Here is a 22,185-nt window from a genome sequence, read left to right as displayed (position 1 = left end):
CATCAGCCTGAGGCGGACACCGCCGGCCGCGGCACGACCTGTTCTTGCGAGCCGCGACGTCGGCGCGTTATCAGGGCCCAGGCGGCCGTTGGCAGAGGGTCCCGTTACCGGCCAAAGAAATAGGCCGGTCGGAGACATCCCCGACCGGCCTGGTCACTCCGGCGATGCGCCGAAGATCAGTATTTGACGCGCAGGGTCACGCCGTAGGTGCGGGGCGCGGCCAGGTAGGCGTTGTAGGTCTGAGTGTCGCCCGTGTTGGTCGCTGCGTTATACGGCGCGTAGAAGGTGCCGTCCGCCTGGGGCGTGGTGGTGTTGGCGAAGGCCGTCCCCTGCAGCGGGGCCGAGAAGCCGACCTGGGTGTATTCTTCGTCCAGCAGGTTCTGGGCCCACAGATCGACGGTCCAGCTCTCGCTTTCGCTGCCGAGCGAAACCCGGCCGTTCACGACCGTGAAATCCTCCTGGAACTTGTAGGGCAGCAGGTCGGAGCCGGTGTTGTACTCGGTCGAATATTTGGCCGACAGGTTGAACCCGCCGCGCAGCCCGCCGCCCAACGACCGATCGAAGCTGATCGCGCCGGTCGCCGACCACTCGGGCGCGAACGAGGCCCGCGCGCCAGGCAGCAGCGACAGCTGCGGGAAGCGGCCCGGGCTGGACAGGTCGGCCGCACCGAAGTCGCCGTATTTGGCGTCGGTGTAGGTCAGGCCGCCCTGGAACGACAGACCCTCGATCGGGGTGAACCAGATCAGGTCGGCGTCGACACCGCGCGAGGTCAGCTCAGGAATGGACTCCACCACGAAGGCGGTGCCCAGGAAGGTGTTGAGCTGGAAATTCTCGAACGTCTGGTCGAAATAGGTCGCGTTCAGCAGCATCACGCCGTCGAACAGCGTGGCCTTGAAGCCGGCTTCATAGCTGTCGACGGTTTCGGCCGCGAAGAACAGCGAGGCGTCGGGGGTCACGCCCGTCTGCACCCGGTCCATGTTGTAGCCGAAGCCCTTGTAGCCGCGGGCATAGGACACATACAGCAGCAGGTCGTCGTTCGGGCGATAGGCCGCCTTGACGGTGCCGCTGATGTCGGAGTCGTCGAACTCTTCGGAGATGCGGCGGTTGTCGTAAAGCGGGTTGGCCCAGGGCAGGCAGAGCAGGCCGAGCGCCGCGGCCGGCGTGGCCACATTGGCCGTGCCCGGGATCGGCGACACGGCGCGGTTGGCCGGGTTCTGGTTCGCCAGCGCCCCGCCGCAGGCCGCGCCATTGGTGCCCAGGTTGTCCTGCAGCCCCATCAGACGTTTCTTGTCGTAGGTCGCCCGCAGACCGAAGGTCAGGTCGAACTGCTCGGTCACGCGGTAGGTGTTGTTGGTGAAGAAGGCGAGCGATTCGGACCGCTGGCTGTAGTGATCCTGATAGGCCTTGCCGACGGGATTGACCGGGGCCGCGGCGCTGGGGGCCACGCCGCCGAGGGCGCAAAGCGCGGAGCCTGCCGGGATTCCTCCGGGGAAAGGCACCGTGTTGACGAGCAGGCCGGCCGGATTGGTGAAGCACTGCAGGCGCGACGGCGAGGGGCCGCCGGCTGCTGTCGGCACGGTCGCCGTCAACAGGAACGACTGGAAGGCGTTGTAGTCCGATCCGTAAACATAGGAGTCGTCGCGATAGACGTTCTCCAGCGTCGCGAAGACACCGACCAGCCAGTCCAGCTTGTCGGTCGCGCCCGCCAGGCGGAACTCCTGGGTCAGGTTGTCGACGCCGTAGCCGTTGGACCCGTCGTTCGCTCGGTACAGCAGGTCGGCCCCGGTATAGTCCAGATCCATGCCCTGCTGGAACGACCAGTCGCGCCAAGACGTGATCGACGTCAGGGTGGCGTTCCATTCGTTCAGGTCGATGTTGGCTTCCGCCGACAGACCCATGTCCTCGATTTCCTGCGGCGTGTCGCGGTTGGCGTAGGAGGTGCGGTCGAACGGCACCGTCCCGAAGCCCGCCACCGGCGGCGCCTGGCCCGAGCCGGCCGAGAGGGCGTCGATGAAGGCCTGAGAGGGACCGACGCGCGTTTGCACGGCACCGCAGCAGAACTCTTCGCGCTTCGAATAGTCGGCGATCAGCCGGACCGAGACGTCGTCGTTCGGCAGGATCAGCAGTTGACCGCGGCCCGTCCAGAAGTCCTGGGTCTGGTCTTCGGTATTGGTGCGCGGGCCGTCGCCCAGGTCGACGTCGTAGAAGCCGTCGCGCTTGCGCGTGGCGAAGAACAGGCGGCCGGCGACCGTGTCGCTGATCGGGCCGGTGACCGAGCCGGACACACCCCAGGCCCCGTAGTTGCCGCCGGTGGCCTCGGCCTCGACGCCGGGGGTGAAGGACGGCAGGGCGGTGATGATGTTGATGACGCCGGCCGAGGTGTTCTTGCCGAACAGGGTGCCTTGCGGACCCTTCAGAACCTCGATGCGGCTCAGTTCGCCCAGATCGCCGAAGCCGACCGAGTTGCGCGAGCGGTAGACGCCGTCGATGACGATGCCGACCGAGCTTTCCAGACCCGGGTTGTCGCCGACGGTGCCCGCGCCGCGGATGCGGACCGTGGTCGAGGCTTCCGACTGCGTCGAGGTGACCGTCAGGCCCGGCGTCAGAATCTGCATGTCCTTGATGTCGCGGACGCCGGCGTCCTGCAGCAGGTCTTCCGACAGGCTGGTGACCACGATCGGCACGTCCTGCAGGCTCTGCTCGCGCTTCTGGGCGGTGACGATGATGTCATCGACCGACGAGGCCTGGTCCTGAGCGGCGGCGACGCCGGCCCAGCCGAACACGGCGGTTCCGACGACGGCCGCCGAAGCGGTGCAACGGAGGAAATTGGTAAGACGCATGATGGACTCCCGGCTCATGTGCCGGACTCCCCCTGTCGGGATGCGTCGCGGCGTTTCCTGTTCCCAGTCCGCGCCCCTCTTGCGGGGGCATCGGATTCTTGTGCATCCGGCCTAGTCCAAGCCGCCTGTAGCGACAAGCGACCGTGAGCGGCTGAGCCGCATTTAGGCCGTCCGACGGCGACCGGTGTGACGCAAAAGCGACAAATAACGGTGACCTTACGTCAATATCGGGCTTATTCCGGTCAGTATTCGCACCCTGGTCTCTTGAGGCGATGCCTTCGTTCCCCGGCTCGGGTCGGGGTCGCATGTTAAAACCCATCTGGCTGCGGTTGCGCCCCGGCCGCTCGCCCCGCATCTGTGGTCGATGCCCGTCAGCCCGACCTATGCGCCCGATCCCCGTTTTTTCGACCTGGGAGATGAATACGGCGACGCCGTCCGCCCGGCCGAGTTCCCGCGGACGATCCTGCGCCATCGCAACCAGGCCGCGGCCGCCAGCGTGGGCCTGGCCACCCTGACGGAGGCCGAGTGGATCGCGGCCTTCGGTCGGTTCCAGCCCCTGCCCGGCCAACCGGGTCCGATCGCCATGCGCTATCACGGCCACCAGTTCAGGACCTACAATCCAGACCTCGGCGACGGGCGTGGCTTCCTCGCCGGCCAGTTGCGGGAGGCCTCGGGGCCGGCGCGTCGCCTGCTCGACCTCGGCACCAAAGGATCCGGCACGACGCCGTGGTCGCGGTCGGGCGACGGCCGGCTGACGCTGAAGGGCGGGGTGCGCGAGGTGCTGGCCGCGGCCATGCTGGAAAGCCAGGGCGTGCCGACCAGCCGGGCGCTCAGCCTGATCGAGACGGGAGAAGCGCTGGAGCGCGGCGACGAGCCGTCCCCGACCCGCTCCGCCGTTCTGGTGCGGCTGCAGCACAGCCACATCCGCTTCGGCACGTTTCAACGCGCCGCCTATTTCGAGCGGACCGACCAGATCGAGACCCTGGTCGAGCATGTCCGCAGCCTCTACCACCCGGCCGTGGCCCCCGGCGATGCGCCCGGGCTGCTGGCGGCCATCGCCGCGGCCTCGGCTAGGTTGACCGCGCGCTGGATCGCGGCGGGCTTCGTCCACGGCGTGCTGAACACCGACAATCTGAACGTCACGGGCGAGAGCTTCGACTACGGCCCCTGGCGCTTCCTGCCGCATTACGAGCCCGGCTTCACCGCCGCCTATTTCGACAGCCAGGGTCTATATGCCTTCGCCCGCCAGCCCGAGGCGGTGTTCTGGAACCTGACCCAGCTGGCCGGCTGCCTGAAGCTGGTCGCCGAGGCCGGGCCCCTGACCGAGGCCCTGAACGGCTTCGGCCCCGCCTATATTCGAGAGCTCCGCGCCGCCTTCCTGGAGCGGTTGGGCGTCAAGAGCCTGGGCGAGGCGGCCGACCAGAGGCTGCTCGACACCACATTGGCCCTGCTGCGCGAGGGCGGCGCGGCGATCCGGTGGGAGCCCCTGTTCCACGACTGGTTCGGCGGCTTCGCCTCCGCGGCCCGCGCCCTGTCGGGGCCGCGCGCGAAGGCCTGGCAGGGCGAGGCCTTCGACGCCTTCCGCTTCGCCCTGTTCGAACACGAGCCCGACCGGCCGGAACGGCTGGAGCATCCCGCCTTCGCTACCGCGGAACCCGAAGAGATGCTGATCGACGAGGTCGAAGCGATCTGGTCCGCGATCGACGGTGACGACGACTGGTCGCCTCTCAAGCAGAAATTGGGCCGGATCGATGCGGCGCGAGCCGCGCGCAGCTGAGATTACATAAGTTTCATATCGAAAAACAGAAAAACTCTTGATCGATAATCGATGTTTGCATATCGATTTTCGAGATGGCCGCGCTTTTGCGGCGGGGAGGAACGGATATGAAACTCATCGGACGACGCTCGGTCGCCAGCGTGATGCGCTGGATCCTGGGCTTCTTGAACGTCTTCATCAGCGGCGCGGTCCTGTTTTGCGCGGGCGCGCTCATCGTGGCGCTGATCGACCCGGATTTCGGTGCGGGCCTGCTGGAAGGCCTCTCCGGCGTGACCGTGAACGCGGGGGATGCGGGCCTGAGCCATCAGGTCAGCCTGATCGCCGCCGTTGTCGGCACCTTGAGCACCTGGTGGGTCATCAACCGACTGCGCCGCATCTTTCTGGCCGTGAACCAGGGGGACGCCTTCGAGCCGGCCAACGTCAACCGGCTGCGCGGCGCGGGCCTGGGCCTGATCGGCGTTCAGATCTCGACGGCTATCCTGACCTTCAGCGCGCCCCTGGCCGAGGGCGCGGCCGAACGGGACTATGACATCAACCTGGGGGCCTGGCTGGGCATCCTGATTGTCTTCATGCTCGCCGAAGTCTTCCGCCAGGGCGCGGCCATGCGCGACGATGCGCAGATGACGGTCTGAGGGGCACGAAGATCATGGCCATCACCGTGCAACTGGACCAGATGCTGCTGGAGCGCCGCATGTCGCTGACCGAACTCAGCGACCGGGTTGGGGTCACCATCGCCAATCTGTCCATCCTCAAGACCGGCAAGGCGCGGGCCATCCGCTTCAGCACCCTGGACGCCCTGTGCCGCGAGCTGGACTGTACCCCGGGGCATCTGCTGGGCAACTCGGCCGAACCCCAGCCGGAGGGGAACGCCGACGAGGCGTGACAGGCTCGATCAAGGCACCATTTCGCAATGATCCGAGGGCCTCGCGTTCAGCGCGGGGCCCTTCAGCGCTGCCGGACTGGTCCCGGCCACAATAAGTCATCAATTGATGTCTACGGCTGATGACAAGCCGAGCGAGACGTGCCATATGGTGTTCACGGTGATCCGACGGATTACCGTTTTGTATGCATACCGCCGAATTGCCGCCGCGTATCTCCGGCACAGCCTGTCCATCACAACCGGTTACGCCCGGGCTTCAGGGCCCTTGCGGAACGGGTCGGCCAATCTGATCTAGATACTGTTACCAATCCCGTCCTCCCCGACGAAACGAAACGCGCATGTCCATCACCTTCGCTCCCGCCCCCGCCTCGCGCCCGACCCTGTCGGCGGCGCAGATCCGCAATCGCGCCGTGTTCCGCAATCTGACGCTGTGGACCCTGCAAGGCTGGGTGGCGATGTTCTTCCTCGCCGCCGGCTACGCCAAGCTGAGCGAGCCGCTGACGACCCTGACCGCCCTGATGGGCTGGCCGGCCCTGGTCAGCGAGAATCTGGTCCGCGGCATCGGCATCGTCGAGATCGTTCTGGCCCTGGGGATGATCGCCCCGCTGGCCTCTTGGACCCTGGGTCGCTGGCCGCTGCTGGTCGCGGCGGTGGGCCTCATCGCGCTGGAGGCCACCATGCTGGTCGTGCACGCCGTGGGTCTCGACATCGGCCTGGCCCTGACCAACGTGGCCCTGCTGGCGATCACGATCCCGGTGCTGCTGGGCCGCCGCGCCCCGCGCTGAGCCTCTTCGCCGACCGGCACCGGTCGGAGCAGACCGTGATCGCGTCCCAGTCGCGGGCCCATTTGGCCCGCCAGGCGAACGGACGCTGACACACCACGCAGGTCTTCTCCGGCAGGTCGCCCTTGCGCGGCGACAGCCCCTTGTTGACGTGTTTGCGCGACATTGGACCGAGCATCGGCCTGCCACCGCCGCTGCGTCAACCTGAAAGCTTCCCTTTACGTCCGCGTCAAGTTATGACGTCGGCATGGCGACCGCAGACGACCATCGCACCTATTCGATCCGCCAGCTGTGCCGCGAGTTCGGGGCCACGGCGCGCGCGCTGCGTTTCTATGAGGACAAGGGTCTGCTGACCCCGGCCCGCAAGGGGCAGACCCGGGTCTATGACGCCCGCGATCGCGCCCGGCTGAAGCTGATCCTGCGCGGCCGTCGGATCGGTTTCACCCTGACCGAGATCCAGGAGATGCTGGATCTGTACGACCGCAACGACGGCAACACCCATCAGATGGCCATCGCCCTGCGCCGCCACCGGGCCCAGATCGAGGCCCTGAAGCAACAGCGCGAGGACCTCGACGCCGCCATCGAGATGGCCGAGGCGGCCTGCGCCGCGATGGAAGAACGCCTGACCGAACAGCGCCCCGACCTTCTGCCCGGGGCCGAGGAATATGCCTCGGTGCTGCGCGAACACCTCGACCACCCCCATCACCACCCGTTCAAACTGAGAGCCTGACCCCATGGCCTACAAGGCGCCCGTCCGCGACCTGACCTTCATCCTGAACGAAGTCCTGGAGATCGACCGCTATTCGAACTCGCCCGGCTTCGCCGACGTCTCGTCCGACCTGGTCCAGCAGGTTCTGGAAGAAGGCGCCAAGTTCGCCGAAGAGGTCATCGCCCCGATCAACCATTCGGGCGACAAGGAGGGCTGCCACTGGGACAACGGCGTCGTCACCGGACCCAAGGGCTGGAAAGAGGCCTATCAGGCCATGGTCGAGGCGGGCTGGCCCGCCCTGTCGGCGGATCCGGCCTATGGCGGCCAGGGCATGCCCGCCGTCGTCGGCATGGCGTTCGGCCAGTTCACGGCCGGAGCCTCGGCCGCCTTCTCCATGTATCCGGGCCTGACCGCGGGGGCCTATGCCGGTATCCACGCCAATGCCTCGGACGAGCTGAAGACCAAATACCTGCCCAAGATGGCCACCGGCGAGTGGGGCGGGACCATGAACCTGACCGAGCCCCAGTGCGGCACCGACCTCGGCATGGTGCGCACCAAGGCCGTGCCCCAGGGCGACGGCACCTACAAGATCACCGGCCAGAAGATCTGGATCTCGGCCGGCGAGCACGACTTCACCGACAACATCATCCACACCGTCCTGGCCCGCGTCGAAGGCGCGCCCGCCGGGATCAAGGGCCTTTCCCTGTTCCTGGTGCCCAAGGTGCTGGTCAATGAGGACGGCTCGCTGGGCGAGCGCAACACGCTGCAGTGCACCGGCCTCGAGCACAAGATGGGCATCCACGGCAACGCCACCGCCGTCATGCAGTATGACGACGCCACCGGCTGGCTGATCGGCGAGGAAGGCCGGGGCATGAACAACATGTTCGTGGTCATGAACGAGGCGCGCCTGGGCACCGGGCTTCAGGGCCTGGCCATCGGCGCCGCCGCCTATCAGGCCGCGCTGGAGTTCGCCAAGGATCGCATCCAAGGCCGCAGCCTGACCGGACCCAAGAGCCCGGACGCCCAGGCCGACTCCATCATGGTCCACCCCGACGTCCGCCGCATGCTGCTGGAGGCCAAGGCCTTCGTCGAAGGCGGCCAGGCCTTCATTCTGTGGACCGCGCTCCAGGCCGATCTGGAGAAGTCCGACGACGAGGCCACGGCCCAGAAGGCCAAGGACTACATGGGTCTGCTGACCCCGGTGCTGAAGGCCTATCTGACCGACAAGGGCTTCCACGTCGCGTCACTGGGCATGCAGGTCCACGGCGGCTCGGGGTATACCGAGCATTTCCAGGCCAGCCAGTATCTGCGCGATGCCCGGATCACCATGATCTATGAAGGCACCAACGGCATCCAGGCCCTGGACCTGGTCGGCCGCAAACTGCCCGGCAACGGCGGCCGTGCGATCATGAGCTGGTTCGCCGACATCGACGCCTTCGTGGCCGAGAACGGCGCCGAGGGTCCGATCAAGCCCTTCGTGGACGGCCTGGCCGACTCCAAGAAGAAGCTGCAGGAGGCCACCATGTGGCTGATGCAGAACGGCATGCAGAACCCGGACAACGCCGGGGCCGCCTCGACCGACTTCCTGAACCTGTTCGGCCTGACCGCCCTCGCCTACATGTGGGCCCAGATGGCCAAGGCGGCGCAGGCCCAGGTCGACGGCGGTTCGACCGACCCCTTCTACGTCACCAAGCTGCAGACCGGCCGCTATTTCGTCGAACGCATCCTGCCCGACGCCGCCGCCCACCTGGCCAAGCTGAAGACCGGCGCGGACGTCCTGATGCAGATGCCGGCGGAGGCGTTCTGATCACGCACTGACCTCTCCCTCCCCCTGCGGGGGAGGGGGTCGACGCGAAGCGGAGACCGGTTGGGGACGGCCAGGCAAGGCCCCACAGACCGTGCCCGCCTCGCCTTGCCGCCCCCACCCGGCCGCTGCGCGGCCACCCTCCCCCGCAGGGGGAGGGAGAATGCCGGAGTGTTCCCCATGAACGTCATCGACACCCCCTCTCCCGACTTCATGCTGGAAGAGGACATCGTCATGTTCTCCGACAGCGTCGGCAAATGGATCGACGAGCACGCCCCGCCGGAGGCGATCCAGTCCTGGATCGCCAACTCCAGCGTCCCGCGCGCGCTGTGGAACACCGCCGGCGAGGCGGGCCTTCTGGGCCTGTCCATGCCGGAAGAAGACGGCGGCATGGGCGGCGACTATCGCCACGAGGTCGTGCTGATGCGTCAGCTGGGCTGGAAGGGCGCGGACCATTTCGGCATCAGCCTGCACAACGCCATCGTCGCCCCCTACATCTGGCACTACGGCACGGCAGAGCAGAAGGCCCGCTGGCTGCCCCGCCTGCTGACCGGCGAGCTGGTCGGGGCCATCGCCATGACCGAGCCGGGCGCCGGCAGCGACCTGCAGGGCATCAAGACCACCGCCATCCAGTCCGGCAACGGCTATGTGGTGAACGGCTCCAAGACCTTCATCACCAACGGCCAGCTGGCCAATTTCATCATCGTCGTGGCCAAGACCGACCCGACGGCGGGCGCGAAGGGCACCAGCCTGATCGTGGTCGAGACCGACGGCGACAATGGAGGCAACGTCGAGGGCTTCGAGCGCGGCCGCAACCTCCACAAGATCGGCATGGAGGGCAACGACACCTCCGAACTGTTCTTCAACGACGTCCAGGTCCCCGGCGACAACATCATCGGCGGCACCCCGGGCCAGGGCTTCATCCAGCTGATGCAGCAGCTGCCGCAGGAGCGGCTGAACATCGCCGTCCAGGGCGTGGCCGCCGCCGAGCGCGGCCTGCAGGAGACGCTGGACTACGTCAAACAGCGCAAGGCCTTCGGCAAGTCGATCCTCGACTTCCAGAACACCCAGTTCAAACTGGCCGAGGTCAAGACCAAGCTGACCGTGGCCCGGGTCTTCGTCGACCACTGCATCGGCCTGCACCTGAAGGGCCAGCTGGACGCCGTCACCGCCTCCATGGCCAAATACTGGGTCACCGACATCCAGGGCGAGGTGCTGGACGAGATGCTCCAGCTGCACGGCGGCTATGGCTATATGAACGAATACCCGATCGCCCAGCTGTACAAGGACGCCCGGGTGCAGCGCATCTACGGCGGCACCAACGAGATCATGAAGGTGCTGATCGCGCGTTCGCTGTAAGACGGGGCCCATGCGCAAGACAGCCCCCCAGAGACTGGCGGAACGCGAGGCCCGCGCCCGCTCCGAACTGCTCGACAGCCTGTTCGATCCCTGGATCGGCCAGGCGGGAAACGCCGCGACCCTGGACCGCCTCGGCCCCGTCGATCCGCTGGGGGCGAAGGATGTCGCGCGGGCTCTGCGCTCCGACATCGCAGGGCCGTTCGCCGACCTGACTCGCGAGACCCAGACCCGCATCAAGGCCGCCCTGACCGTTCTGGCCAAGAGCGATGGGGCGGAGTTCCGCGCCTACTGGCTGGACCTGCGCGCCCCGTTCGGCACCACCGAAGAGGAGGCGGACGCCATTTTCCCGGTCGTGGCGAAATCGTTCGGCGTGCGACTGCCCGAGACGCCCCCGGGAAGCTAGAGTCCCGCGATGATCCGCCTTCACGTCACCCCTGATCTTGCCCCCAATGCCGCCGTCGCCCCGACGCTGGACCAGTCCCGCTACCTGACCCAGGTCATGCGGCTGAAGCTCGGCGACGCCCTGCTGGTCTTCAACGGCCGCGACGGCGAATGGCGCTGCGTCATCGCCGAGATCCTCAAGAAGGGTGTGATCCTGCGGGTCGAGGACCAGGTGCGGCCCCAGGCCTTCGGCCCCGACCTCGATCTGATCGTCGCCGTGGTCAAGAAGTCGCGCGTCGAGACTATCGTCGAGAAGGCGGCCGAACTGGGGGCCAAACGCGTGCGCCTGACCGTCACCCAGCGCACCAATGTCGAGCACGTCCGCCTGGACCGGCTCGACGCCATCGCCATCGAGGCGGCCGAGCAGACCGGCCGGCTGGATGTGCCGACCATCGACGACCCGCAAAGACTGGCGACCCTTCTCGACGACTGGGACCCCGCCAGGCGGCTGATGTTCTGCGACGAGACCGGCGGGGCACCGGTCGCCTCGGCCGTCACCCAGCCCGGGCCCTGGGCCATCCTGATCGGCCCCGAGGGCGGCTTCGCGCCGGAGGAGCGGGAGCGGCTGCGCGGCCTGCCCTTCACCACCGCCGTCTCGCTCGGCCCCCGCATTCTGCGCGCCGATACCGCCGCCATCGCGGCCATGACCCTGTGGCAGGCCGCCGTCGGCGACTGGGAGCGTTAGAGACATGCTGGCGGAGCTGGCCATCGCGACGGTGATGGTGCTGCTCACCGTCATGATTCACGGCGCCGGCCTGCTGGCCCTCGGTCACGCCATGGCCCTGCGGGACCGGCGGAGCAATGAGGCGCGGGCCAGCCCCCTGTCCAGCGAGGGGGCCATCGTCGCGGTCGTCGCGGCCCTGGGACTCGTGGTCCTTCATGGTGTCGAGATCTGGCTCTACGCCTTCCTGTACCGGGCGATCGGCGCGATCGCCGTGCTGCGCGACGCGGTCTATTTCTCCACCATCGCCTATGGCTCGATCGGATTTTCGGACGCGGTCATGGCCCCGGAGTGGAAGCTGCTCGGGGCCATCGAAGGCATCAATGGCTCCATGCTGCTGGGCTGGTCCGTGGCCTTCTTCGTCACGCTGATGACGCGTTTCATTCCGGCTCGGCATCACAACGGCTGAAGGTCGCCGCGTTGGACCTTGAGACCGGCCGCATTCTCGCCCATCTAGCCGCCACGGGCCCGTCGCCCGCGCCGGGGCCTGAATGACCGATCCGATCACCTTCGACGACCTGGTGGGCGTCATGTCAAAGGGCATGAAGCCGAAAGACCAGTGGCGCGTGGGGGCCGAGCACGAGAAATTCGGCTTCGACAAGTCCACCCTGCGCCGCCCGGCCTATCACGGTCCCAACGGCATCCTGGCCATGCTGACCGGCCTGCAGCGCTTCGGCTGGGCCCCCGTCGAGGAGGCCGGCCACGTCATCGCCCTGGAGCGCAAGAACGCCGACGGCTACGCCGCGTCCATCAGCCTCGAGCCCGGTGGCCAGTTCGAACTGTCGGGCGCGCCGCTGAAGGACATCCACGAGATCTGCGCCGAGACCGGCCAGCATCTGATGGAGGTCAAGATGGTCGCCGACGAGCTGAACCTCGGCTTCCTCGGGGCCGGCTTCGACCCGATGTGGCGGCGCGAGGACGTGCCGGTCATGCCCAAGGGCCGCTACGACATCATGCGGTCCTACATGCCCAAGAAGGGCAACCTCGGCCTCGACATGATGCTGCGCACCTGCACCATCCAGGCCAATCTCGATTTCGACAGCGAAGCCGACATGGTGGCCAAGTTCCGCACCAGTCTGGCGCTCCAGCCCATCGGCACGGCCCTGTTCGCCTGTAGTCCGTTTACGGAGGGTCGGCCGAACGGATTCCTTTCGGCCCGGGCCAACGTCTGGACCGACACCGACCCCGACCGCACCGGCATGCTGAACTTCGTCTTCCAGGACGGCTTCGGTTTCGAGACCTATGCCAACTACGCCCTCGACACGCCGATGTATTTCGCCAAGCGCGGCGACCGCTATGTCGACGCCTCGGGCCAGTCCTTCCGGGACTTCATGGACGGGAAACTGCCCGCCCTGCCCGGCGAGCGGCCGACGCTGAAGGACTGGGGCGACCACCTGACCACCCTGTTCCCGGAAGTCCGGCTGAAACAGTATCTGGAGATGCGCGGATCGGACGGCGGCCCGTGGAGCCGGATCTGCGGCCTGCCCGCCTTGTGGACCGGCATCTTCTACGACGGCCCCTCGCTGGCCGCCGCCTGGGACCTGTGCAAGGACTGGGACATCGAGGATCACGAACGCCTGCGCCGCGACGTGACCCGACTGGGCCTGCGCGCCGAAGTCGCCGGCCGGTCGGTGCGCGACATCGCCGTCGACATGGTTGCCATCGCCCGCCAGGGTCTGAAGAACCGCGCCCGCTTCAGCGGCGGCATGGTCGACGAGCGGGGCTATCTGTCGGAGCTGGAAGACATCGCCGACACGGGCGTCACCCCGGCCGAACGGCTGCTCGACCTCTACCATGGCGACTGGCAGGGCGACGTCAGCCGGATGTACCGCGACTTCGCCTATTGAGGAGCGACGCATGACCCACCCCATCCGTATCGGCGTCGGCGGCTGGACCTATGAGCCCTGGCGCGGCGTCTTCTATCCGGACGACCTGATCCAGAAGCGCGAGCTGGAATATGCCTCGCGCGCCCTGACCTCGATCGAGATCAATGGCACCTATTATTCGACCTTCAAGCCCGACAGCTGGATCAAGTGGCGCGACGAGACGCCGGACGGCTTCGTCTTCTCGGTCAAGGCCAGCCGCTACTGCACCAACCGCAAGATCCTGTCCGACATGGGCGAGTCGATGGACCGGTTCCTGGGTCAGGGGATGACGGCGCTGGGCGACAAGCTGGGCCCCATCAACTGGCAGTTCATGGGCACCAAGAAGTTCGACGCTGAGGATTTCGAGGGCTTCCTGAAACTGCTGCCCCAGGAGCGCGACGGCCTTCGCCTGCGCCACGCCCTGGAGGTCCGCAATCCGACCTTCGACACCCCGGCCTTCTTCGACCTGGCGACGAAATACGGCGTCGCCATCGTCTATGCCGAGGACGACGAGGAGCCCACCTGGCCCCGCATCGACCAGCCGACAGCCGACTTTACCTATGCCCGGCTGATGTCCAGCCGCGAGGACGAGCCGACCGGCATGACCTCGGCCGATCTAGATGCCATCGCCGACCGGACCCGGGCCTGGTCGAAACGCGGCGCGGTGTTCGCCTATTTCATCGCCGGAGCTAAGGTCCGGAACCCGGCGGCGGGCCAGGCGCTGATTAAAAAGCTGGGCTGATCCGTTGCGGTGGGTCGAGCCCGCCCACACCTAGGTCCATCCCTTTCTCTTCAAGGACGGACTGCCATGCCCATCGCCACACGCGCCTTCGCCGCCGTCGCCGCCGATAAGCCGCTGGAGCCCTACAGCTTCGAGCGTCGTGATCCGGGTCCGGACGATGTGGCGATCGATGTGAAATTCTGCGGCGTCTGCCACTCCGACCTGCACATCGCGACCAACGACCTGGGCAACACCCAATATCCGATCGTGCCGGGCCACGAGGTCGCGGGCGTCGTCTCGGCGGTCGGGGCCAATGTCACCCGGTTCAAGGTCGGCGACCGCGTCGGGGTCGGCTGCATGGTCGACAGCTGCCGCACCTGCGCCCCCTGCCGCGAAGGCGAGGAGCAGTACTGCGTCCCCGGGATGACCCAGACCTATGGCTCGCCCGATCCCAAGGGCGGCCCGGTCAACCAGACCGTCACCCAGGGCGGCTATTCGGACCACATCACAGTGGACCAGAACTACGTCCTGTCGATCCCCGACTCGATCCCGCTGGACGCGGCCGCGCCGCTGCTGTGCGCGGGCATCACCACCTATTCGCCCCTCAAGCACTGGAACATCGGCCCCGGCTCCAAGGTCGCCGTCGTCGGCCTGGGCGGGCTGGGCCACATGGCGGTCAAACAGGCGGCCGCCATGGGCGCCGAGGTGACCGTCATCTCCACCTCCGATCGCAAGAAGGCCGATGCCGAGCGGATGGGCGCGAAACATTTCCTGATCAACTCCGACACCGAGGCGATGGCGGCGGCGGGCGAGACCTTCGACCTGATCATCAACACCGTGTCGGCGACCCATGAGATCGCCAGCCAGGTCCAGCTGCTGGCCAAGGACGGCACCATGGTCATGCTGGGCCTGACCACCGAAGGCCTGCCGGTCTATGCCATGGGCCTGCTGTGGCGTCGCCGTTCCGTGGCCGGATCGCTGATCGGCGGCATCCGCGAAACCCAGGAGATGCTGGATTTCTGCGCCGCCAACGCCATTGCCTGCGACATCGAGGTGATCGCGCCCGACCGCATCAACGAGGCCTATGAGCGGATGGGCCGGTCCGACGTCCGCTACCGCTTCGTCCTGGACATGGCGCAGCTCTAGCCCCGGTCAGAGGGCGAGACGGCGCAAGTCCGTCTCTCGCCCTCGACCCCTGCGCCATCGCCCGCTAACCTTTCCGCGAACAGGTCCGCAGCAGACGGGGCCGTCAGGGAAAGGAACATCTTATGGCTCGAGTGGCTCTCGTGACCGGCGGCACCCGCGGGATTGGCCGTGCCATTGCGCAACGGCTGAAGGAGGACGGCCTGGCCGTCGCCTGCGGCTATTCCGGCAATGCCGAGGCCGCCGAGGCTACGGCGCGCGAGCTGGGCGTGATGGTCGTGAAAGGCAATGTCGGATCCTACGACGACTGCGCCCGCGCCGTGGCCGAGGTCGAGGCGGCACTGGGCCCCATCGACGTGCTGATCAACAACGCCGGCATCACCCGCGACGGCTTCTTCCACAAGATGAGCGCGGACCAGTGGTCCGACGTGATCCGCGTCAATATGGACAGCGTCTTCAACATGACGCGTCAGGTGATCAACGGCATGCGCGAGCGGGGCTATGGCCGCATCGTCAACATCTCCTCAATCAACGGTCAGAAGGGCCAGGTGGGCCAGACCAACTATTCCGCCGCCAAGGCCGGGATGATCGGTTTCACCAAGGCGCTGGCGCTGGAGAACGCCCGCAAGGGCGTGACCGTCAACTGCATCGCCCCGGGCTATATCGACACCGAAATGGTGGGGGCCATGGACGAGAAGGTCCTGGCCGCCATCGTCGCCCAGATTCCGGTCGGACGCCTGGGAAAGGGCGAGGAAATCGCCGACATGGTGTCCTGGCTGTCGGGCGAGCGTGCCGGATATGTCACAGGCTGCACCCTGTCGCTGAACGGCGGTCAGTACCTGGTGGGTTGAGGGGGCGCTTGCCCAAAATCCGCCGTGCCGCGCGCCCATCGTCCGACCATGAAGTCCCGGGTTAAGGTCGAGACGGCAAGAATGCCGGTCGCGCATATGGCGGCGTTTGCCATGCTGATGGCCATAACCTTGGCGCCCGACTTCGCCGTCGCTCAGGTCCGCAGCAACGCCCAGGCGGAGCAGCGCCGCGCCATCGCCGTGCCGACCCGGCGCGGCCTGCCGCCCTCCGGCCGCTATGTGTCCGACGGCGGCGAAGCCTTCATCCTAGACGGCACCGGCCTGCTGCCTCTGTTCCGCTTCGAGCGGCGACCCGAGACCTGGGTGCTGCGGGCGACACCCGCGCCGCGTGGAGACATCATCTACCGCAACGACGCCGGCTCCCAGATCCTGCGCGTCACGCCGGCGGGGGGGATCACACTCTACACGACGGCGGCTCCGAACGGCGCGCCGGTGTCGCGGACGGGCCCCGCCGCCGCCCTGACCCTGCCGCCGCTCGGCCCCATCCGGTTGTTCACCTTGATGAATCAGCGCGGCAGTCTTGTCAGCCAGGCGCTGGGTCGTCTCGTGGTGATCAACCTGTCAGGCGAGCGGTCGGAAGCCCTGATGGTCGACACCCTGATCGTCTCGACCGAGGCCGTGATCCGCATGGCCCGCAGCCCCACGTTCCGGGCCAGCATCGCCACCCTGCGCAGCATCACCCTGGTGGAGGGCGACCGCAGCACCGTCAGCTTCCTGCGCGGCGACCTTCGGATCGTGGTCGATCCCGACGAAGGTCAGGCAGGACGTCCGTCCTCGGCGCGCATCATCCGGGCCGTGGCCGGCAACTGATCAACCGGCGAAGCCGTCCTTGGCCGCGCGGCGTCGGGCGAACTCGGCGCCGTCGGCGGCGGTCAGGAACGGGTTGAAGGCCCGCTCGATCGCCATCGTCGTCGGCACCGTCGGTTCACCGCGGGCGCGCGCCGCAAAGATGGCCTCGGTGTGAGCCGCGACCTCGGGCCGGTCGTCGACGGTCAGCGTGAACCGGGCATTGGCGGCCGTGTATTCGTGAGCCCCGTAGAGGACCGTCTCGTCCGGCCAGGCCAGCAGGCGCGACAGACTATCCCACATCTGCCCCGGCGTGCCTTCGAACAGCCGCCCGCATCCCAGGGGGAAGAGGGTGTCCCCGGTGAAGGCGATTCCATCCTCGACCGAGCGGAAGACGAGGTGGCCGAGCGTATGGCCAGGCGTCGCGGTCGCATGCAGGGGCGTCGCGCCGATGGTCACGACGTCGCCCTCCTCCACCACCCGGTCCAGCGGGGCGACCTTGCGCACCTCCGCCGGCCCCCAGATGTCGCAACCCGTCTCGGCCTGGAGCCGGGCGTTGCCCTCGGTGTGGTCCGGGTGCCAGTGGGTGTTGATGATCCGGTCCAGCCGGCCCCAGCCCAGCGTCGCGATCCCGTCCAGGATCACCTGGGCGTCCGGCGTATCGATCGCCGCGACCATCCCCGTCGCCGCGTCCCGTGCCAGGAAGGCATAGTTGTCGGTACGCGCCGGAAACAGGTGGACGGTCAGGGGCATGGCACGGTCCTTCACGGACACGGCCTTGGTGCGTGCCCCTCGGACGGGATATAAGGGAGATCATGCGTCGCGCCATCGAAGACCTGCGAACCTTCTACGGCGAGCCCACCGGGGCTCTGGTGCGCCGTCTGCTGGCCCGCCGAATCGAGGACGCCTGGGGCGAGGCGAACGCCTGTGACGTGCTCGGCATCGGCTATGCGACCCCCTGGCTGGACGCCTTCGTCGGCGCCCGGCGGGTGATCGCCGCCATGCCCTCCGGCCAGGGCGTCGAACGGTGGCCCGCCGCGGGTCGCAACCGGACCCTTCTGGTCGATGACCGAGCCCTGCCCTTCGCCGCGGGATCGTTTGATCGCGTGCTGCTGGTCCATGCGCTGGAAGAGGCCGATGATCCGACCCAACTTCTGAACGAGGCGGTGCGCGCCCTCGCTCCGGCGGGCCGGATCATCCTGGCGGCGGCGGCGCGGGGCGGCATGTGGGCGCGGGCGGAGGCCACGCCGTTCGGCCACGGCCGACCCTTTACCCGCGGTCAGCTGGAAAGGCTGGTGCGGGAGGCGGGGCTGGAACCGACCGCCTGGTCCCAGACCCTCTACGTCCCGCCCTGGACCCCGCTGCTGGGCCTGGCCGACGGGTTCGAGCAGGTCGGCCGCCACATCGCCCCCGGCTTCGCCGGGGTCATCCTGCTGGAGGCCACGCGCCGGGCCTATGCACGCATCCGTCCCTCGGTCGCGACCCAGCGTGTGCGGGCCGAGGCGCGCGGTCTGCAGCCCCAGACGGTCACACGCGGGCTGGATGCCGACGGCGAACCCCTTTAAGCGGCTGGCCATGCACCGCCTGATCCTGATGCGCCACGCCAAGACCGAACGAGCCGCCGCGTCCGGCCTCGATCGCGACCGGGCCCTGACCCCACGCGGAAGCGAGGACGCCGCCCTGATGGGCCGTATCCTGGCCGAGAAGGGCCTGCGCCCCGATCTGGCGATCGTGTCGTCCGCCGTCCGCACGCGCGAAACCTGGGACGCAATTCACGAGGCCCTCGGCGACGTCGAGGTCCGGATCGAACCGCGCCTGTACGACGCCACCCCCGACGTAATCCGTCGCTTCGTGGAGGAGGCGGAAGACGCGGCCGGCTGTCTGCTCGTCCTCGCCCACAATCCGGGGGTCCACCTCCTGGCGATGGAATATCTGAGCGAAAGCGCCGCCTCGCCGTCGGTGCTGGACCGGATGGCGGGCGGGTTCCCGACGGGCGCTGCGGCGGTGTTCGAAGTCGATGTGGCGGGGCGTTGCGCCTATGACGGGTTCCTGACGCCCAAGGCCTTTGGCGGCGGAGCGGACGATTGACCGAACCCGCGGAAGCCCCATCCGTCGCCTTCAAGATCATCGCCGCGGCGGAGTGGCGGCGCGCCGTGAGCGAGGGAACCTACGACGGTTCGGCCGTCGATCTCGCCGACGGCTACATCCACATGTCGACGGCGGACCAGCTGTCCACCACCGCCGAGAAACATTACGCCGGTCAGACCGACCTGATGCTGCTGAGCGTCGACTTGGACCAGGTCGGCGACGAGTTGGTCTGGGAACCCTCCCGAGGCGGGGCCCTGTTTCCGCACCTCTATGGCTCCCTGCCGACCGGGGCCGTGACCTCGGCGCGCGCCTGCGCCGTTTCGCCCGAAGGCCGGTTCGTGTTCGCCGACCCGGAGCCGTCGGCGTGATCCGCAATCTCGGCGCGGCCGCGCTTCGGCTGCTGGAGCCGGAGACGGCGCATGGCCTGGCCATCGCGGCGCTGAAGCATGCGCCGCTCCCCCGCCCCGCGTCCGACGACCCCGTTCTGGCCACCCGCCTGGCGGGGCTGAGCCTGCCGAATCCGATCGGACTGGCGGCGGGTCTCGACAAGAATGCGGAGGCTCTGGCCGGCCTGTCGCGCCTGGGTTTCGGCTTTCTTGAATGCGGCTCGGTCACGCCGCTCGCCCAGCCTGGCAATCCCAGGCCACGGCTGTTCCGGTTGACCTCGGATCGGGCGATCATCAACCGGATGGGCTTCAACAACGACGGGCTCGACGCCTTCGCCGGGCATCTGTCGCACCGACCGGCCCAGGCGATCGTCGGGGCCAATCTGGGAGCCAACAAGGACACCGAAGATCGCGCGGCCGATTATGTCACCGGCCTGCGTCGCCTGGCCGGGCTCGCCGACTATTTCACCGTCAACATCTCCTCGCCCAACACGCCCGGTCTCCGCGCCCTTCAGGGACGCGCGGCGCTGGACGATCTGCTGGGGCGGGTGGCAGAGGCGCGGAACACGCCGGCACCGGTGTTCCTGAAGATCGCGCCGGACCTGACGGCGGCCGAGATCGCCATGATCGTCGAGGCGGCCCTGGCCCACCGCATCGATGCCCTGATCGTCTCCAACACCACCCTGGACCGGCCCCAGACCCTGAGATCCGGGGACCGGGCGGAGGCGGGCGGCCTGTCCGGCGCGCCGTTGAAGACCCTGGCGCTGGCGGCCCTGCGACATGCCGCCGAGGCCGCCGAAGATCGGCTGCCGCTGATCGGCGTCGGCGGCATCGCCTCGGGCGGGGACGCCTATGAACGGATCCGGGCCGGGGCCTCGGCGATCCAGATCTATTCGGCCCTGATCTATGAAGGCCCCGCCCTGGTCGGGGCGATCAAGCGCGACCTGGCGGCCCGGCTGCGCGCCGACGGATTTTCCACAGTCACCGAGGCCGTCGGCCGCGCCCGTTGACGGAGCGTTAGTCCCGATCTGCCATTCTGGAGCTTGGCGGGACGAACACCGCCAGTCGTCGGGGTGTACATGTCGGAGGCCAGAACAGAAGCGTCTCCAGGCTGGGCACCCGCCGTGCGCCGCCGCCGACGCGCCCTGCTCCAGCGGCTGGGCATGGGCGCCGCCACCGCCATGATTTTCGCCCCGATCTTCGGCTGGGCCTTCAGCGCGGCCTGGGTCGCGCTCTATTTCGTGGTTCAAGGGCTGGACCTGGCGATCTTCTCGCCGATCACCAGCGGCCGGACCGAAAAGATGGGGCGGTTGAGAACCGCTGTGGCCTGGTGCCTGCTGTTTCTTAATGCAGCCCTGTTCGGCAGTCTTTCCATCCCGCTGTGGCATTTGGGCGGGCCGATGGGGGGCGTCTGCGCGGCGATCCTCTGCGTCTCCGGTGCGATCTACGGGACCCTGAACTCACCCCGATCGCGCCTTGTGCTGTTCGTGACCACCACGCCGCATTTCCTCTACATGCTCTCCATGCCGTTCTGGATGGCCTGGTACGGAGCCTCGCCCGCCTTCGTCACGGCCGTCTGCGTCGCCTTCGCGGTCTTCGGGGCCTATTGCCTGTCCACCTGGAAGCACATCGACCGCGCTGCCGAGGCTGAAACAGCCGCCCGTCTGGATGCGGACCGGCGGCGGGCCGAGGCCGAGGCCGCCATGGCCAGTCGCCAGGCCTTCCTGGCCGCCGTGGGCCACGACCTGCGCACCCCCATCAGCGCCATCATGACGGGCGCGGCCGAGCTGGAACGCGGCGCGGTCGACGGGGCGGCCCGCAATCAGGCCGCCCTGATCACCGACGCCGGCATCATGATGAAGGCCCTGCTCGACGACCTGCTCGATCACGCCAAACTTGGGGCCGGGCGCATGACGGTCGAGGTGGTCGATTTCAACCTGCGCAGCCTGATCGCCCAGACCGTGATGTTCTGGCAGGGCGAAGCCCGGAACAAGGGCCTGGCCCTGGGTCTGGAAGGGGCCTCCAGCGTCCCCGCCAGCGTCCGCGGCGATCCGATCCGCATGCGCCAGGTTCTGAACAATCTGATCTCGAACGCCGTCAAGTTCACGTCGAAGGGATCGATCACGCTGCGGCTGAAGGCCTGGGTGGAAGAACCGGGACACTATGCCGTGCTGATCGAGGTCGCCGATACCGGGCCGGGCATGACGGCCGATCAGCTGGACCGGCTGTTCACCCCGTTCGATCAGACGGCCGAAGGGGTGTCCGCCCGACATGGGGGGACGGGGCTGGGTCTGTCGATCAGCCGCGATCTGGCCCAGCTCATGGGCGGACGCCTGACGGCCCGCAGCCACAAGGGTGCCGGCGCGGCCTTCACCCTGTCCCTGATGATGCCACAGGGAAACGCGAACGCCCTGGTTGCCTCGCCCCTGAGCGAAGACGGCCGCGGCGACATCCTGCGCAGCCTCGCCCCCCGTGCGAACAGGGCCCCCCTCGCCGATCCTGCCGCCGCGTCACCCGCCCCCCCGCCGGTCGCGACGCCGGAGACCCGAACGCCGGCCGAGCTTGGCACCATCGACGAAGAGTCCGAGGATCGGCCCCTTCGCATCCTGGTCGTCGACGATCACGACATCAACCGTCGGGCCATCGAGCTGATCCTCGCACCGCTGGGTTGCGATATCGCGACCGCGGCCGATGGCCTGATCGCGCTCGCCCAGTGCGAGACCGCCCTGTTCGACGTCGTCTTCATGGATGTTCGGATGCCGGAACTGGATGGGCGCGAGACCACCCGTCGCCTGCGGGCCGGGGGCGGTCGGAACGCGAAGGTTCCGGTCATCGCCGTGACCGCCGACACGTCGGCCGAAGACATCGCCGCCTGCACGGCCGCGGGCATGAACTATTTCGTCTCCAAGCCCCTGACGCCGGCCACGCTGCTGGCAGCGCTCGACCAGGTGCTGACGGCCGGCGACACCGATGCGTCGGCCGAGGCGGACTTCGTCGCCGCCTGAGCGCGAAGG

General features: G+C 67.9%; 23 protein-coding genes. 20 read left to right on the top strand and 3 right to left on the bottom strand.

All coding sequences use genetic code 11. The annotated features are described in order from the left end of the window. Positions 1-176 precede the first annotated feature (176 nt). On the bottom strand, positions 177-2,840 hold the full coding sequence (locus BZG35_RS04275) for a TonB-dependent receptor (RefSeq protein WP_077357812.1): 2,664 nt from the start codon (positions 2,838-2,840) through the stop codon (positions 177-179). 364 nt (positions 2,841-3,204) lie between these two features. Between BZG35_RS04275 and BZG35_RS04270 the strand changes: the two genes are divergently transcribed. The 4 genes from BZG35_RS04270 to BZG35_RS04255 all read left to right on the top strand — a co-directional run bounded on the left by BZG35_RS04270 (position 3,205) and on the right by BZG35_RS04255 (position 6,282). Beyond that, on the top strand, positions 3,205-4,617 hold the full coding sequence (locus tag BZG35_RS04270) for a protein adenylyltransferase SelO family protein (RefSeq protein WP_077354522.1): 1,413 nt from the start codon (positions 3,205-3,207) through the stop codon (positions 4,615-4,617). Positions 4,618-4,724: 107 nt separating this feature from the next. After that, entirely contained in the window at positions 4,725-5,249 is a 525-nt protein-coding gene (locus tag BZG35_RS04265; protein WP_077354521.1) for a DUF2975 domain-containing protein, read from the top strand. Between the two features lie 14 nt (positions 5,250-5,263). Then, a complete protein-coding gene (locus BZG35_RS04260; protein ID WP_077354520.1) occupies positions 5,264-5,500 on the top strand; it encodes a helix-turn-helix transcriptional regulator in 237 nt (78 codons plus the stop codon). 335 nt (positions 5,501-5,835) lie between these two features. Beyond that, a complete protein-coding gene (locus tag BZG35_RS04255; RefSeq protein ID WP_077354519.1) occupies positions 5,836-6,282 on the top strand; it encodes a DoxX family protein in 447 nt (148 codons plus the stop codon). Here BZG35_RS04255 and BZG35_RS04250 read toward each other — a convergent pair. Further along, entirely contained in the window at positions 6,242-6,445 is a 204-nt protein-coding gene (locus BZG35_RS04250) for a DUF2256 domain-containing protein (RefSeq protein ID WP_077354518.1), read from the bottom strand. The two genes, BZG35_RS04255 and BZG35_RS04250, sit on opposite strands and share 41 nt — an antisense overlap. 81 nt (positions 6,446-6,526) lie before the next feature. On the opposite strand from BZG35_RS04250, the gene BZG35_RS04245 reads away from it, so the two are divergent. The 11 genes from BZG35_RS04245 to BZG35_RS04195 all read left to right on the top strand — a co-directional run bounded on the left by BZG35_RS04245 (position 6,527) and on the right by BZG35_RS04195 (position 16,721). Further along, positions 6,527-7,009, top strand: coding sequence for a MerR family DNA-binding transcriptional regulator (locus tag BZG35_RS04245; RefSeq protein WP_077354517.1), 483 nt, complete (start codon positions 6,527-6,529; stop codon positions 7,007-7,009). 4 nt (positions 7,010-7,013) lie between these two features. Then, the gene (locus tag BZG35_RS04240; RefSeq protein ID WP_077354516.1) at positions 7,014-8,795 is read left to right on the top strand and encodes an acyl-CoA dehydrogenase C-terminal domain-containing protein; all 1,782 of its coding nucleotides are present in this window, start codon (positions 7,014-7,016) and stop codon (positions 8,793-8,795) included. Between the two features lie 177 nt (positions 8,796-8,972). Beyond that, positions 8,973-10,151: an acyl-CoA dehydrogenase family protein gene (locus tag BZG35_RS04235; RefSeq protein ID WP_077354515.1), complete on the top strand. Its 1,179-nt coding sequence runs from the start codon at positions 8,973-8,975 to the stop codon at positions 10,149-10,151. A 10-nt stretch (positions 10,152-10,161) separates the two neighbouring features. Continuing rightward, positions 10,162-10,554: a hypothetical protein gene (locus BZG35_RS04230; RefSeq protein ID WP_077354514.1), complete on the top strand. Its 393-nt coding sequence runs from the start codon at positions 10,162-10,164 to the stop codon at positions 10,552-10,554. Between the two features lie 9 nt (positions 10,555-10,563). After that, entirely contained in the window at positions 10,564-11,277 is a 714-nt protein-coding gene (locus tag BZG35_RS04225) for a 16S rRNA (uracil(1498)-N(3))-methyltransferase (protein ID WP_077354513.1), read from the top strand. Positions 11,278-11,281: 4 nt separating this feature from the next. Continuing rightward, entirely contained in the window at positions 11,282-11,722 is a 441-nt protein-coding gene (locus BZG35_RS04220; RefSeq protein WP_077354512.1) for an ion channel, read from the top strand. 82 nt (positions 11,723-11,804) lie between these two features. Then, positions 11,805-13,160 (top strand): glutamate--cysteine ligase, encoded by a 1,356-nt coding sequence (locus BZG35_RS04215; RefSeq protein WP_077354511.1) that lies wholly within the window; start codon positions 11,805-11,807, stop codon positions 13,158-13,160. A 10-nt stretch (positions 13,161-13,170) separates the two neighbouring features. After that, complete coding sequence (locus BZG35_RS04210; protein WP_077354510.1) at positions 13,171-13,920, top strand: DUF72 domain-containing protein; 750 nt, start codon at positions 13,171-13,173, stop codon at positions 13,918-13,920. Between the two features lie 66 nt (positions 13,921-13,986). Continuing rightward, positions 13,987-15,045, top strand: coding sequence for an NAD(P)-dependent alcohol dehydrogenase (locus BZG35_RS04205; protein WP_077354509.1), 1,059 nt, complete (start codon positions 13,987-13,989; stop codon positions 15,043-15,045). A 122-nt stretch (positions 15,046-15,167) separates the two neighbouring features. Continuing rightward, positions 15,168-15,893: an acetoacetyl-CoA reductase gene (gene phbB / locus BZG35_RS04200; protein WP_077354508.1), complete on the top strand. Its 726-nt coding sequence runs from the start codon at positions 15,168-15,170 to the stop codon at positions 15,891-15,893. An 81-nt stretch (positions 15,894-15,974) separates the two neighbouring features. Continuing rightward, a complete protein-coding gene (locus BZG35_RS04195; protein WP_253189264.1) occupies positions 15,975-16,721 on the top strand; it encodes a DUF4908 domain-containing protein in 747 nt (248 codons plus the stop codon). On the opposite strand, the gene gloB is transcribed toward BZG35_RS04195, so the two are convergent. Further along, positions 16,722-17,450 (bottom strand): hydroxyacylglutathione hydrolase, encoded by a 729-nt coding sequence (gene gloB, locus BZG35_RS04190; RefSeq protein ID WP_077354506.1) that lies wholly within the window; start codon positions 17,448-17,450, stop codon positions 16,722-16,724. A 62-nt stretch (positions 17,451-17,512) separates the two neighbouring features. Between gloB and BZG35_RS04185 the strand changes: the two genes are divergently transcribed. The 5 genes from BZG35_RS04185 (at position 17,513) to BZG35_RS04165 (ending at position 22,176) form a co-directional block, all read left to right on the top strand. After that, positions 17,513-18,262 (top strand): class I SAM-dependent methyltransferase, encoded by a 750-nt coding sequence (locus BZG35_RS04185; protein WP_077354505.1) that lies wholly within the window; start codon positions 17,513-17,515, stop codon positions 18,260-18,262. A gap of 10 nt (positions 18,263-18,272) precedes the next feature. Continuing rightward, positions 18,273-18,785: a histidine phosphatase family protein gene (locus tag BZG35_RS04180; protein ID WP_077354504.1), complete on the top strand. Its 513-nt coding sequence runs from the start codon at positions 18,273-18,275 to the stop codon at positions 18,783-18,785. Next, complete coding sequence (locus BZG35_RS04175) at positions 18,782-19,153, top strand: DUF952 domain-containing protein (RefSeq protein ID WP_077354503.1); 372 nt, start codon at positions 18,782-18,784, stop codon at positions 19,151-19,153. Before BZG35_RS04180 ends, BZG35_RS04175 begins: the two co-directional genes overlap by 4 nt. Then, entirely contained in the window at positions 19,150-20,181 is a 1,032-nt protein-coding gene (locus BZG35_RS04170; RefSeq protein ID WP_077354502.1) for a quinone-dependent dihydroorotate dehydrogenase, read from the top strand. The genes BZG35_RS04175 and BZG35_RS04170 overlap by 4 nt, the downstream gene beginning before the upstream one ends. Positions 20,182-20,295: 114 nt before the next feature. Continuing rightward, positions 20,296-22,176 (top strand): ATP-binding protein, encoded by a 1,881-nt coding sequence (locus BZG35_RS04165; protein WP_253189263.1) that lies wholly within the window; start codon positions 20,296-20,298, stop codon positions 22,174-22,176. The last annotated feature ends 9 nt before the right edge of the window (positions 22,177-22,185 follow it).

Source organism: Brevundimonas sp. LM2 (assembly GCF_002002865.1).
In the GTDB taxonomy this organism is placed as follows: domain Bacteria; phylum Pseudomonadota; class Alphaproteobacteria; order Caulobacterales; family Caulobacteraceae; genus Brevundimonas.
Note: the sequence above shows the minus strand (reverse complement) of the source record. Positions and strands in the feature narration are given on the sequence as shown.